This window comes from Nostoc sp. NMS8 (assembly GCF_017115045.1).
Classification (GTDB): Bacteria; Cyanobacteriota; Cyanobacteriia; order Cyanobacteriales; family Nostocaceae; genus Nostoc.
This window is the reverse complement of the sequence record NZ_JABXKK010000066.1, coordinates 163495-178084: the sequence shown is the minus strand read 5'-3', so window position 1 is coordinate 178084 and position 14590 is coordinate 163495. Positions and strand designations below refer to the sequence as shown.

The 14590-nt window shown below is 43.7% G+C and carries 8 protein-coding genes and 1 pseudogene; 8 read left to right on the top strand and 1 reads right to left on the bottom strand.

Annotation, left to right across the window (positions count from 1 at the left end):
- From HWQ39_RS12710 to HWQ39_RS12675, 8 genes and pseudogenes are all read left to right on the top strand, one after another.
- Positions 1 to 198: pseudogene (locus HWQ39_RS12710) on the top strand (hypothetical protein); the annotation flags it as partial.
- A 110-nt stretch (positions 199 to 308) separates the two neighbouring features.
- Positions 309 to 4817: a PAS domain-containing protein gene (locus HWQ39_RS12705; protein WP_292844981.1), complete on the top strand. Its 4509-nt coding sequence runs from the start codon at positions 309 to 311 to the stop codon at positions 4815 to 4817.
- Positions 4818 to 5254: 437 nt separating this feature from the next.
- The gene (locus HWQ39_RS12700) at positions 5255 to 6013 is read left to right on the top strand and encodes a sucrose-phosphate phosphatase (protein WP_292844978.1); all 759 of its coding nucleotides are present in this window, start codon (positions 5255 to 5257) and stop codon (positions 6011 to 6013) included.
- On the top strand, positions 6013 to 6645 hold the full coding sequence (gene ruvA / locus HWQ39_RS12695) for a Holliday junction branch migration protein RuvA (RefSeq protein WP_265269913.1): 633 nt from the start codon (positions 6013 to 6015) through the stop codon (positions 6643 to 6645). The genes HWQ39_RS12700 and ruvA overlap by 1 nt, the downstream gene beginning before the upstream one ends.
- Positions 6646 to 6721: 76 nt before the next feature.
- Positions 6722 to 7882, top strand: a complete 1161-nt coding sequence (bioF, locus tag HWQ39_RS12690) for an 8-amino-7-oxononanoate synthase (RefSeq protein ID WP_292844971.1) — start codon at positions 6722 to 6724, stop codon at positions 7880 to 7882.
- Between the two features lie 226 nt (positions 7883 to 8108).
- A complete protein-coding gene (locus HWQ39_RS12685) occupies positions 8109 to 8852 on the top strand; it encodes a chromophore lyase CpcT/CpeT (protein WP_292844968.1) in 744 nt (247 codons plus the stop codon).
- 440 nt (positions 8853 to 9292) lie between these two features.
- Positions 9293 to 13201 carry a PAS domain S-box protein gene (locus HWQ39_RS12680; protein ID WP_292844965.1) on the top strand — a complete coding sequence of 1303 codons (3909 nt, stop codon included), beginning with the start codon at positions 9293 to 9295 and terminating at the stop codon, positions 13199 to 13201.
- A 250-nt stretch (positions 13202 to 13451) separates the two neighbouring features.
- Entirely contained in the window at positions 13452 to 13736 is a 285-nt protein-coding gene (locus HWQ39_RS12675; RefSeq protein WP_292844962.1) for a hypothetical protein, read from the top strand.
- 210 nt (positions 13737 to 13946) lie between these two features.
- On the opposite strand, the gene HWQ39_RS12670 is transcribed toward HWQ39_RS12675, so the two are convergent.
- A complete protein-coding gene (locus tag HWQ39_RS12670; protein ID WP_292844959.1) occupies positions 13947 to 14585 on the bottom strand; it encodes a histidine phosphatase family protein in 639 nt (212 codons plus the stop codon).
- Positions 14586 to 14590 lie beyond the last annotated feature (5 nt).

The following is a 14590-nucleotide window of genomic DNA, read 5'->3' as shown; positions in this document are numbered from 1 at the left end:
ATCCCAATTGCAGACCATTATTGTCTCACTCATCTTTTATTTCCCGACAACTCTATTGAAGTATGCTATCAATATGGTGTCAACAGCTATATTGTTAAACCAATCAATTTTGCTCAACTGAAAAGAGATATTCAAATGCTCGTGGAATATTGGTTTAAAGTAACGACATTGCCTGATTACCCACAGGATTCGTTATGATATAATTCTTTACATAGGTGAGGATTTTAGCACTATTTTTAAAACACTAATTTCTCTATCATAACCTGCGGAATGTGGGCTTTAACTCTATCCGCTCAATTAATTTTACGATGTCTCAGCAACAGCGCACCCTCTTAATTGTCGATGATTCCCCAGAAGATCGAGAACTCTATCGGCGATATTTGTTGCGCGATCGCGAATCTTCTTACACTATCCTAGAAGCAACGCTGGGACAACAAGGGCTAGAACTTTGGCAGCAACATCAGCCTGATGCTGTGTTGCTTGATTATCGACTGCCCGACATGGACGGACTGGAATTTCTGGCACAATTGCAACCCTCAATGCAACAGCCTTGCCTACCTGTGATTGTCGTCACTCGGCAGGGCAATGAGGCGATCGCAGTTAAGGCGATCAAAGCAGGCGCACAAGATTATATTATCAAAGAGCAAATCACCCCAGAAGGGCTGCAAATAGCAGTCAATGGGGCAATTGAAACCGTGCAGTTACGCACCCTACTACAACAGCGTATTGAACGAGAGCGCGTAATTTCACATATTACCCAGAAAATTCACCAATCGCTGAATCTGGATGAAATTCTTCAAACAACTGTAGCCGAAGTACGAGAATTTCTGCACACCGATCGCGTCTTGGTTTTTCAGTTAAAACCTGACGGGAATGGCACAGTAATAGCAGAATCAGTTGGGGCACAGTGGCGATCGCTCCTCTCGTCTACTATGTACGATCCCTGCCTTGCTGAGAGCTACATCACCTCGAATCGACCGCAACCTGTCAGGTACAATCCCGCCTCGAACGAGAATTATATCGAACGTTATTATCAGGGGCAAGTAACGGCAGTATCAGATATTCACGATCGCAGTATTGACCCCTGCCACAGTGAATTGTTGGCACAGTTTCAAGTCAAAGCTAATCTGGTTGTACCAATTCTGCAAGACAACCAGTTTTGGGGATTGCTCATTGCTCATCATTGTACCTCCACTCGATTTTGGCAGCCCTTAGAAATTGACTTGCTTAAAGAGTTGGCAACTCAGATGAGTATCGCCTTGCGACAGGCAGAACTGTATCAGCAGGCACAGCGTGAACTAAAGGAACGCCAACAGGTAGAAGCAGAACTACGCCAGAGCGAACAACGGCTGCGATTGGCGCTATCAGCTTCGCGGATGGGAACGTGGAACTGGAACATCCAAACCGGAAAAATTTCCTGGTCGGATAACCTGGAAGCCTCATTTGGAATGGAGCTAGGAGAGTTTGACGGCTCATTCGAGATGTTTGCCACGCGAGTCCACCCTGATGATCGCGATCGCGTTTTGGCAGCCGTCGAGCGTGCCATCGCCACCGGAGAAGACTATGACATTGAATTTCGAGTAGTATATCCCAATGGTACGATTCGGTGGGCACTGAGTCAGGGTAAAGTATTCTACAACCAACACGGGCAACCGATTCAGATGGCGGGTATCGATCTCGATATCACCGAACGCAAACGATCAGCCGAAACTCTGCGCGAGAGTGAGGAACGTTTTCGGCAGCTTGCAGAAAATATTGATGCAGTGTTCTGGATCAAAGAAGTACCGGAAAATCGAGTTAGCTATGTTAGTCCTGCATATAAACGCCTGTGGGGATTGAACCCGCAAGAATTGTATACAGGAGAAAAAACCTGGATAGATCGGATTCACCCAGAAGATTGTGAATCGATTCAGAGAGCGTTTTCTGAAAAAGCTGTTGCAGGTAAATTTGATGAAGAATACCGGATTATTTTAGCCGATGGTAGTATTCGCTGGGTTCAGGATCGCTGCTTTCCCCTTCGAGATGAAACCGGAGAGATTTATCGGTTTGCAGGTATTGCCGAAGACATCAGCGATCGCAAGCAGGCAGAGCAAGCCTTGCGAGACAGTGAAGAACGCCTGCAAATGGCACTGGAAGGTTCTGGTGGCGGTCTCTGGGATTGGAACGTTGTTACCAATGAAGATTATTTAAGTTCCCGATGGCTAGAAATGCTCGGATATGAGCCAGGAGATTTACCTGGGGACTTTAGCAGTTGGGAGCGACTGATTCATCCTGACGATAAAGTTTGGGTGATGGAACGGTTGAATGCTCATCTTCACGACGATTCGGTATCTTACAAATTTGAATATCGAATGTTAACCAAGTCTGGGAAGTGGAAATGGATTGCCAACCACGGAAAGGTAGTTTCGCGCGATCGACAGGGCAATCCACTCCGGCTTTCAGGCATCCATCATGATATCAGCGAGCGCAAACAGGCAGAACTTTCTTTGCGAAAGAGCGAAGAACGCTTCCGCACCTCAATTGAAAATATGCTGGACTGCTTTGGGGTATACCGTGCTGTACGGAATGAGCAAGGACAGATTGTCGATTTTGTGACTGAATATGTTAATAGTGCGGCTTGTTTCAACAATAAAATGACTTATGAGCAGCAGATTGGGCATGGGTTATGTCAATTACTACCAGGGCATCGTGAAAGTGGATTGTTTGATGAATACTGCCAGGTAGTAGAAACAGGACAGCCGCTCATTAAAGACAGCCTAGTTTATGAAGATGATTACGGAGAACAACGCTTAGTTAGAGCCTTTGATATCCGCGTGGCTAAATGTGGAGATGGATTTGTTGCTACTTGGCGAGATATCACCACTCGCCAACAAACTGAAGAAGCCTTGCGCCAGAGTGAAGAATTTAAAAACCGTATTTTAGACAGCAGTTCTGATTGCATCAAGGTATTAAGTCTTGATGGGCGGCTGCTGTATATGAATACAGGTGGACTGTGTTTGATGGAAATTGATGATTTAAATGCCTATCTCAATACTGAATGGCTCGGTTTCTGGGAAGGCAGTTCTCGGCAAGAAGCAGAGGAGGCACTTGCTGCCACTAAAACAGGCAAAGTCAGCATTTTTCGCGGATACTGCCCAACTATAAAAGGCACTCCGAAATGGTGGGAAGTGGTCGTTAGCCCGATTTTGGATGCTTCTGGGCAGCTGGAACGAATCTTGTTGATTTCACGAGACATTACCGATCGCAAAAAGATAGAACTCCTCTTGCAGGAAAGCGAAGCCCGGTTGAAATTGGCGTATAAAGCGACGCAATCGGGATTATGGGACTGGGACATTATCCACAATAGCGCTCATGTATCTGAAGAGTACGTCAATCTGTTTGGGCTTGACCCAAGCACACAGGAAATCACATATCAACTGTGGTTAAGTCTCCTGCACCCAGACGATCGCACCTCAGCCAATGAAGCAGTGAGTCGCACCATCCAGCAACAGGAAGAGTACTATGAAGATGACTTCCGTACTATACATCCTGATGGCATTCGCTGGTTAGCGGCTAGAGGTCAGGTTTTCTATGATGCTGCGGGCAATGCGGTACGGATGGTAGGTAATGTGCAAGATATCACCGATCGCAAACAAACTGAAATTGAACGCGATCGCCTATTGCAGCTAGAACAAGCAGCCAGAGCCGAAGCCGAACGCGCTAATCGGATCAAAGATGAATTTCTGGCGGTTCTCTCCCACGAATTGCGATCGCCTCTTAACCCAATTCTCGGCTGGACAAAACTGCTACAAACCCGGAAATTTAGTGAAGCCAAAACAGCCGAAGCCTTAGCCACCATTGAACGCAACGCTAAATTGCAAACTCAACTGATTGATGACTTACTCGATGTTGCCAAGATTCTGCGCGGCAAACTCAGCATCGATGCTACTCCTGTGAATCTGGCATTTGTGATTGAATCTGCGATCGATACAGTAAATACAGCAGCCCTTTCCAAATCAATTGTGTTGCATTCCATACTGCAAAATATTGGGCAAGTCTCTGGAGATTCCAACCGCCTTCAACAGATCGTTTGGAATTTACTTTCTAACGCGATCAAGTTTACCCCCAAAGGAGGACGCGTAGAAACCCGATTAGAGCGACTTAACGATCAAGCACAGATTACTGTCAGTGACACTGGTAAAGGCATTAACTCAGACTTTCTCCCGTATATTTTTGAGTCATTCCGTCAGGAAGATGTCTCAATTACCCGCAAGTATGGGGGGTTAGGATTGGGGTTAGCGATCGTCCGGCAGTTAGTTGAGGCTCACGGCGGCACGATCGCGGCTGATAGTCCTGGTGAAGGCTTGGGAGCCACCTTTACAGTCCAGTTGCCACTGCTGAATATTGAACCGGAAATCAAGCAGCCAGATGAGTTGCCACAACCAGCACTGGAACTTACAGGCATTCGAGTCCTCACAGTTGATGACGATCCCGATGCGCGTGAACTACTAACAGTATTACTTACTGAATACGGAGCTACAGTCCTAACTGTTGCCTCTGCGGCAGAAGTTTTAGCAAACCTGGAGTCTTTTCAACCCGATGTCTTAGTCAGTGATATTGGGATGCCCGGAGTCGATGGTTATTCACTGATTCAACAAATCCGCACCTTAACGCCCGAAAAAGGGGGAGAGATTCCCGCGATCGCTTTGACTGCTTATGCCAGAGTTGATGATTACGAACGAGCTATAACTAGTGGTTATCAACGACACGTTACCAAGCCTCTCGATCCAGAAGAGTTAGCTCAAGCTGTGGTGGCACTTGTACACAGTAAACGATGATTTAGTTTAATTGAAAGGTGATATAGCGTTTCCCGACCTAGTAAGGTACAGCCGTAGGGGAACGGCATGCCGTGCCCCTACACCTTGCGATATAATGTTGTACCTCATCTGAATGGGAACCGCTATACTACATAAACAACTCCTTCAATCAATTCGGTTTTCTTGAGATTGAGTATGGCATTATCGCGACACTTAAACTCTGTACTAATGAGGCGATCGCCATTCTCAAGACGTAGTAGACAATACGGTTCGGTTAAAGTTTTGTGATGACAATTCTAAATCCCAAAAATGCGATCATCAATTATCACAAAGACGCGATAAATCGCCGTCTCTACAAAAGAATAATTTCTGATATAACGTTTTGTTTTTAGCAAACAAATCTCTTGCAAAAGTCTCTTCACACGTTAGAATAACGAAATTTTGCAAGAGATTTAATCATGAAACCATTTCTGTTTGTAACCGATTTAGACGACACCCTCGTATATCGCACCGTCGGCGATGACAGCGCTTTACCAGAACTAAATCAACTGCTGAAGAGACATCGCCAAGAATATGGGACTAAAATAGTTTATTCTACCGGGCGATCACCTGTACTTTACAAAGAACTCCAAGCTGAAAAAAATCTTTTGCAACCGGATGCCCTTGTCCTTTCTGTAGGTACAGAAATTTACCTTGATGGTACTGATACTCCAGACTCAGATTGGTCAGAAATCCTCTCTCCGGGATGGGAACGGGAAGCTGTATTATCTATTACCCGGAAATACCGTGAGTTAGTTCGGCAACCAGATTCAGAACAGCGTCCCTTCAAAGTGAGCTTTTTTTTAGAACAAAAAGCATCTGCGAATGTTCTACCACAACTTGAAGCGGAGTTGCAAAAATATAAATTAAATGTAAAGTTAATCTACAGTAGCGATATAGACCTTGACATTGTACCCCGCACCAGCGATAAAGGTCAAGCAATGCAATTTTTACGCCAGAAGTGGAAATTTGCAGCAGAACAAACAGTTGTCTGTGGTGATTCAGGTAATGATATTGCTTTATTTGCTGTAGGCAACGAACGGGGAATCATTGTGGGGAATGCCCGCAAAGAGTTACTCCAATGGCACAATGAGTATCCCGCAGACTACCGCTACCTGGCTTCATGTTTTTGTGCAGGTGGAATTATTGAAGGCTTACATTATTTTGGTCTCTTGTAATGATTAGTTATCTAAAAGGTATAGTCGCTGGTATCCAAACAATTGGCGCTAATCGCGTGATTCTGACTCTGGAAGTGAATGGCTTAGGGTATGATTTGCAAGTTCCCCAACGGCTAGCAAATCAGTTACCAGAATCGGGAGGAGTGGCGCAAATTTTTACCCATTTCCAAATTCGCGAAGAAGTGCCCTTTCTATATGGCTTTGCTTCCCCAGCCGAACGCGATTTATTTCGCCACTTGCTGACTGTCACAGGGATTGGTGCAGCCTTAGCGATCGCCCTCTTGGACACTCTGGAACTACCAGATTTAGTCCAAGCAATTATCGCTGGCAATACACAAATCCTCATTCAGGCTCCAGGTGTGGGCAAAAAAATCGCTGAACGCATCTGTTTGGAACTGAAAAGTAAATTAGTCGAGTGGCGCAAATCAGCCGGGTTCTTCGTCGCCACAGGCGGGCCTGCACCAGGAATTCTCGAAGAGGTGCAAATGACCCTCTTCGCCTTGGGATATACTGCCCATGAGGTCAGTCATGCCCTGCATGTAGTCAGCGAAGACATCGGACTACCCAAAGATGCCTACGTCGAAGACTGGATTAAACAAGCGATCGCTCATCTCAGTAGCGAACAAGTTTAATGGTCATTAGTCATTGGTCATTTGTCATTAGTTATTCTCCCCTGCCCCCCCTGCCTCCCCTGCTCCCCCTGCCCCTATGCCAACCGATCCTTATGCCTGGCTAGAACAGTCCTTAGCAACAATTCATCGAGCAGACTGGTATCGTTCAGTACAGCCTATTGATGGTCGTCCGGGTGCAACGGTGGTTTTAGCTGGGCAAGAGGTAATTAATTTTGCCAGCAATGACTATTTGGGATTGGCTGGGGATGAGCGGTTGATGGCAGCGGCGACGGCTGCGATCGCAAAATTTGGCACTGGTAGTACTGGTTCTAGATTACTCAGTGGGCATAGAAAATTACACAGGGAGTTAGAGGAGGCGATCGCATCTACCAAACAAACAGAAGATGCCTTGGTATTTAGTTCTGGGTATCTAGCCAATCTGGGTGCAATTACCGCCCTTGTAGGCAAGCGTGATCTAATATTTTCTGACCAGTACAATCATTCCAGTCTGAAAAATGGAGTGGTTCTTAGCGGTGCAGCATTTGTAGAATACCCGCACTGTGATATGGCAGTATTAAAAACTCAGTTGAGTCAACAGCGGCAAAATTACCGACGCTGTTTGATTCTGACTGATACCGTCTTCAGCATGGATGGCGATTTATGTCCATTACCTACACTGTTGGATCTCGCTGATGAATTTAGCTGTATGCTGCTAGTCGATGAAGCTCATGCCACTGGCGTACTAGGAAAAACTGGCGCTGGGTGTGTCGAACATTTTGGGTGTACGGGAAAGCCATTAATTCAAATTGGTACTTTAAGTAAAGCTTTGGCTAGTTTAGGCGGATATGTGGCAGGAAGTAGCGCCCTAATCGACTTTTTGCGGAACCGCGCACCCACTTGGATTTACACCACTGGGCTTTCACCTGCTGATACGGCGGCAGCTTTAGCCGCAATCAAGATAGTGCAACAAGAACCGCAACGCCGGGACAAATTGTGGGAAAACGTACATTACTTGAAAAGTTTGCTGCAACAACAGTTACCCAATCTAAAATTACTGCCTTCAGAATCACCAATATTATGTTTTCAATTGCCTAGTGCCACAGATGCCCTCCAAGCTGGAAAACAACTAAGAGATGCTGGCATTTTTGCCCCAGCAATTCGTCCTCCCACAGTGCCCACAAGTCGGATCAGAATATCTTTAATGGCAACTCATGAAGCAGCGCATATTGAAAAATTGGTAGCAGTACTGAAGGATTAATTGAATATAGTTTTATTGATTCCAAACTAACAAGGAACGTGGATTAAATAAGATACAAAACCTCATCCTGTCTCTAGCTTCCCTCTCCTTTATAAGGAGAGGGATTGAGGGTAAGGTAAACCAGGGACAGAAATTGCATGTTATTTAATTCTTATTCCTAACTGAGTATTGTGTCACAGCAAAAGTAAGATAAAATACTTTGAAATTTCAGATATCGCATTAATTTATGAATTTCATCAAAGTATATACTCTGACAGCATTATTTTCAGCATTCACACTTATTCAGGCAACTCACGCTAATGCTATTACTGCGCCACCACTTGAAACACAAGTCAAGCAAGTAGCACAGTGGTTTACTGGTTTGTTCGATAATTCCCAACAAGTGGCAACTAACCCTTCAATTCCACTGATTACTCTGTCAAGTTGTAGTGTGGCATTGACCAATACAAACCCTGTAACTGGAACAGAGAATATTTATCTTGAGCAAAAAAGTATTAATCGCTTCCGTCTTTATTCTTTTAGCCAAGAGAATTCAGCAGTGAATCTCAGTATTCGTGCCTTTGATACAAACTATTCTGTAACTGGATTATGTAATCGACCAGAATCGGAACATACTCTTGACTCTAGCAAGGTTTTAGCAACAAGCTGCAATTTGCAACTTTTGTGGGAACCGACTGACTACATTGGAAATAACTCTCCTAATGGCTGTCCAACAAGTTCTGGTGGTAAGGTGATTTCTAGTGTAACTGTCTCTGAAAATGGTATCGACTCTTTAGACAAGATTTTTGGAGCCAATGGTAATTTGCTTTTCGCTACGCCGATTGAGTTTCGTCGAGTTGACTCTATTCCTGAACCATCTTTCACATTAGGAATACTAGCTATAGGTTTTTGGGGTACAAGCAAAACAATTTTACGCAAACATAAACAAAAATCGACAGTCAGCGAAGAGTCTCTGTTTAATTGCGATTAATTTTAATTTACCCACATCTTTTAGTCAGATTTGGGTTGGAGATGGAAGCAGAAGATATACAGCGCTTCCGGCTATTATGCAATACAGTTTTTCTCCTTGCCCTCTCCTATCAAAGCTTTCAGATTTGGGAATGTACCTCATAGCTGCCGTAAGTGCTGTATAGGATATTTAAAATCATCTTTATTGGCATTTGTTATAAATTTGGCTCACAGCATTTCTTTAAATCGAGTATTATATCATCAGCAACCTAATGTTATGAATATAGAAGGTTAATGATAAGTTCTCGCTTTTATTACTATATAACCGAGTAATTAACCTCTAACGAAAGAAGTTTCTTTAATAAATAAAAATCTATCTATAGATAAATTACTAAAACTTGCGAACTAGCTTAGTGTATGTAGAGCCTCTGCAATGAGTATTGGTTGTTCCAAGACATTTTCATGCCCCATATTCATTATTCCAAGTTAGTGCGTTATAGCATTGCTGTATTAATTGTCACATCTGCATTAATACTAATGTTGATGCTAGACCCGTGGTTAAGCATGAGTGGAACTCCTTTTTTGCTATTTTTTAGCGCTATCATGCTGAGTGCTTGGTATGGTGGTTTGAAATCAGGGTTATTGGCAACCTCCTTGTCTGCGTTACTGAGCAATTACTTCTTTCTCCCGCCAGTTTTTGAGCTAAGTTTTGACCTCTCAAATTCTGTGAGAATTGGTTTTTTTGCATTACAAGGATTGCTTTTTAGTATCATTTGTGAAGCATTAAAGACTGCTAAAAAACAGGCTGATGAAAATTTCCAAAAGCTGCGAGTTAGTGAAGAAAGATTTCGCTATATTGCCGAAGTTAGTAGTTTACTCTCTACTTCACTAGATTACGAACAAACCTTAGAACAGATTGCTAAAATCTCAGTTCCCCAGCTTGCGGATTGGTGTAGCGTTGAGATTTTAAATGATGATGGTTCCATTCGCCGCCTACCCGTTACCCATACAGACCCATCAAAAACGGAGTTGACGCGTAAACTTCAAGAGTATGCAACAGATTACAAGGGTACAAGTGCAATTACTAGAGTATTGCGAACTGGGCAAAGTGAATTAATCGCAGAGTTATCTGACTCGCTATTAGTCGCAAGTACTCAAAATCAGGAACACTTAGAACTTGTTCGGCAATTGGGGATGAAGTCTGTGATGATTGTGCCGTTAATCACACAAGGGCGAATACTTGGCATTATCAGCTTTGTCAGCGCTCAATCAGACCGCCGCTACGATCGCACTGACCTAACTTTAGCAACAGAGATTACCCATCGTGCTGCTTTAGCAATAGAAAATTCCCGACTTTATCGAGATATCCACCAGGCTTTAGTCCATTATGCCGAATCTCTATCTCTTTTGGATGCGCTACTTGCAGCTGCTCCTGTTGCCGTATGCTTTTTAGATCGCCAACTGCGATATATCCGAATTAATCAGGTTTTTGCTGACATTAACGGTTTGACTATCGAAGAACATCTAGGACGCAAATTTTCGGAAGTGTTACCAGCGATGGCGGCTGAGTTTGAGCAACAGTTACAACGTGTATTAGAAACTGGAGAACCCCTGCTAAATGTCGAAATCAGCGGTAAGACAAGGGAACAATCAGAACGTTACGGCTACTGGCTGGGCAATTATTATCCAGTCAACAACGCAATGGGTGAAACAGTAGGAATTGGAATTATTTTGGCAGATGTGACAGCAGCAAAGCAAACAGAAGTAGCCTTGCGAGAAGGTGAAGAAAGGTTCCGGGCGATGTTCGATCAGGCAGCTGTTGGTATTACTTTAGTAGCGTTGGATGGACGATTTATTCAAGTGAATCCTGCCTTCTGTGAGATTACTGGGTATAGCCATGAAGAGTTAATCCAAATGAACTTCCAAGAAATTACCCACCCTCACGATTTAGCTCTTGATTGGGAAAATGTTCGGCGAGTTTTGGCAAAGGAAATTAGTGGTTATTCCCTAGAAAAACGCTACATCCGCAAAGATGGTTCTATCGTTTGGGTAAACCTCACTTCATCAGTAGTTTGGGATACTAATAGACAGCCAAATTATGCATTAGGGATTATTGAGGATATTAGCGCTCGCAAACGAGTTGAAGCCACCCAAAACTTTTTAGTCGAAGCCAGCACCTTACTAGCTGCGTCATTAGATTATGAAATTGCCTTAAAAAATGTGGCGAATTTGGCAGTTCCAACCTTAGCTGACTGGTGTATTGTAGATGTTTTTCAAGAAGATTGGTCAAGTAAACAAATTGCGATCGCAATTATCGATCCCACAAAACTAAATATTTTAGACGAAATCCAACTGCGTTATCGACCCAAAATCAGAGCCAAACAGCTTGTACAGCAGCTACAGCTAGGAATATCTGTCTTTTTACCCGAATTATCTGACTCTCATCTGGTACAGATGTCTGAAGATGATGAACATCTGCAATTGCTGCGAAGTCTGGGTATGCGTTCTCTAATGGTAATTCCAGTTCGTTCTCGTGGGCAATTATTTGGATCGCTCTCTTTTTTTACAGCCGAGTCAGGCCGGTATTACCAACAAACAGACTTGGCTTTAGCAGAAGATATTGCTCGACGGGCAGCGATCGCCATCGACAATGCTAGACTCTACCAAGAAACTCAACAGGCAAAACAGGCCGCTGAAAGGTCTGTCAATCGCACAGTACTTTTACAAAAAATAACTGCTGCCTTCTCAGAAGCCTTAACTCCCCAACAGGTGACTGATGTAGTGGTAAACCAAGGCATTGCCGCTTTGGAAGCTACTGGTGGTTCCGTTGTCTTACTTACTGAAGGAAATACTACCCTAAAAGTTGTGCAAGGAATTGGCTATCCGCAAACGCTCATAAATACTTGGACAAGTTTTCCGATCACAGCACCTAACCAAATAGCAGAAACAGTCAGAACTGGGCAACCGATTTTTTTAGAAAATTTAGCAGCCATGATTGCTAGATATCCCGACTTAGCAGATGTCGTGACTGTTATGGTGAATAATGCCTGGGCTTCCATTCCCTTGATAGTAGAAGGCAAAGTAATTGGGGCATTGGCATTAAGCTTTACCACTGTCCACATATTTACCGAAGAAGACCGGGGATTTATGTTGACACTAGGACAACAGTGTGCCCAAGCGATCGCCCGCGCTCAACTTTACGAAGCCGAAAAGACTGCTAGGGCACAAGCTGAGACAGCCAACCGGATTAAAGATGAATTTCTGGCTGTCCTTTCCCATGAACTCCGAACTCCCTTGAATCCGATTTTAGGATGGGCAAAATTACTCAGAACCCGCAAGTTTGATGAAGCCACTAAAATCCGGGCATTAGAAACAATCGAGCGGAATGCCAAATTACAAACCCAATTGATTGGAGATTTACTTGATGTTTCCCGGATTTTACAAGGTAAAGTTAGCTTAAGTCTCCATGCAGTAGATTTGAAAATAGTGATCGCATCTGCCCTAGAAACGGTGCGTTTAGCAGCAGAAGCAAAATCAATTAAAATTCAAACAGTGTTAAGTAATGATATCGGCAAAGTTCTGGGTGATGGCGATCGCTTACAACAAGTGATGTGGAATCTCCTTTCCAATGCCGTGAAATTCACCCCCACAGAAGGACGAGTAGAAGTACATCTAAAACAAGTTGGGTTAGATGCCCAAATCCAGGTAATTGATACAGGTAAAGGAATCAACCCGGAATTTTTGCCCTACGTCTTTGACTACTTCCGCCAAGCAGATGCTAAAACAACCAGAGTCTTTGGTGGACTGGGATTAGGACTGGCCATTGTGCGCCATCTGGTAGAACTTCATGGTGGGACAGTTCAAGCAGAGAGTCTGGGAGATGGACTTGGGGCTACCTTTACAGTCAGCCTACCTTTGCTGAAAAATTCTGAGTTGCGAGTCAGCAGTAGTGAGCCTTCTCAAGCAGAACTCAGTAATGACGACACATTACTTGCGGGAGTGCAAATACTGCTTGTGGACGATCAAGCTGATGTGCGAGAGTTTTTTAGCTTTGTGCTGGAACAATATGGCGCGACGGTAACAGCAGTTGAATCAGCAGATGAAGCATTGCAAACATTAGCCCTATCATTGCCAGATATCCTGTTAAGCGATATTGGGATGCCCTTAATGGATGGCTATATGTTGCTGCGCGAGGTGAGAAAATTACCACCAGAACAAGGTGGGCAAATTCCCGCGATCGCATTGACAGCTTATGCTGGAGAAATTAATTATAACCAAGCAATGGCCGCCGGATTTCAAAAACACTTACCTAAACCAGTCGATCCTGTGGATTTAGCTACAGCGATCGTTAATCTCATTGGGAATAATTAACCAAATCAAGTTGTGGGGTAGGCAACATGAGCGCCCAGTTATGCAATCTAAATATGGAACAGTACAGCCGTAGGGGCACGGCATGCCGTGCCCCTACACCTTGCCATGTAATGTTATACCTCATCTGAATGGGAACCGCTATAGTTACTTTAGTCATGTTTAAGTGGTGACATTTGCTAGATATCTTTTCTTGATTATGCAGAATATATTGACAATATACAAGTTAAGAAAAACAAGGACTAAAGGATATATGAACCGCTTAAAATCTATTCTTCTTGCTGGTTTATTAGCTTCTGTTTCAATTGCTGTTTCAACTCATGCTAATGCTTCTGTTGTGAATTTTCGCAAGGAGCATTTAAATACTAATACTATTGCTCTTAATAACACTAAACTAAGTCGTGAGCGTCAACTGCATGAACAGCAGGTTCGTGAACAAAAGGCTCGTGAATTACGTGAACGCCAAGCTCGTGAACAAAAAGCTCGTGAACAAAAGGCTCGTGAATTGCGTGAGCGCCAAGCTCGTTTTCATCACTAAAATTTGAATTTTTACTCGCTCTGCGGTAAGCGTTCGCGCAGCGTCTCCAAGAGTTGCTATGCCGTAGGCTTATCGCGCCCCATTCCCATTACCCTATCTCCTGTAAGATAGGGTGAAATTTTGTATTCTGTCCTTGAACTTTCCCCATCGCCTGCCAAGTCCATAGAGCGCTATTGCACTCCTCTTGTCTTGAAAATCGAGTGATGCGTATTATGTTCCCGGACGAGAGCGAATACCATCGGGTATATGATGGCGATCGCCTAATATTTCTAACAAAGGGCCATTAACGTCAAATTTAACCATACTTACCGACGCGACCAAAATATTCACCCGATAGCGATAGCGTCCTAAATCAATTCCCAGTAAACTGCAAAGCATAATCCGAATCGTAGCTTTATGAGAAACTACTAAAACATTACCTTGAGGATGTTTTTCTTGAATTTCAGCAATTACAGGCATAGAACGGTTAGCAATGTCTACCGCAGTTTCTCCACCTTTGGGTGCATTCCAAGCTGGCTCTGTCACCCATTTTACATAGTTTTCTGCGTAATTCTCTTGGGCAAATGATTTACTCTTAGTTTCCCATTCGCCGTAACTACCTTCTTTAAGTCCGTCACGCAACTGCATATCCATACCGATAGCATCACAAAATGGCTTGGCAGTTGCAATTGCGCGCTTCATTGGGCTAACATAAGCCCCTTCCCACTTCAATTGTTGATAAACATCAGCAAAAGCGGATGCCATCTCCATACCTTCAGAAGTCAACTCCGCATCAGTTTCGCCACAGAAATTACCACTTTGACTAAAAGTAGTTTCTCCATGTCGCAGTAAATATAAATTGAGTGTCATAGCTT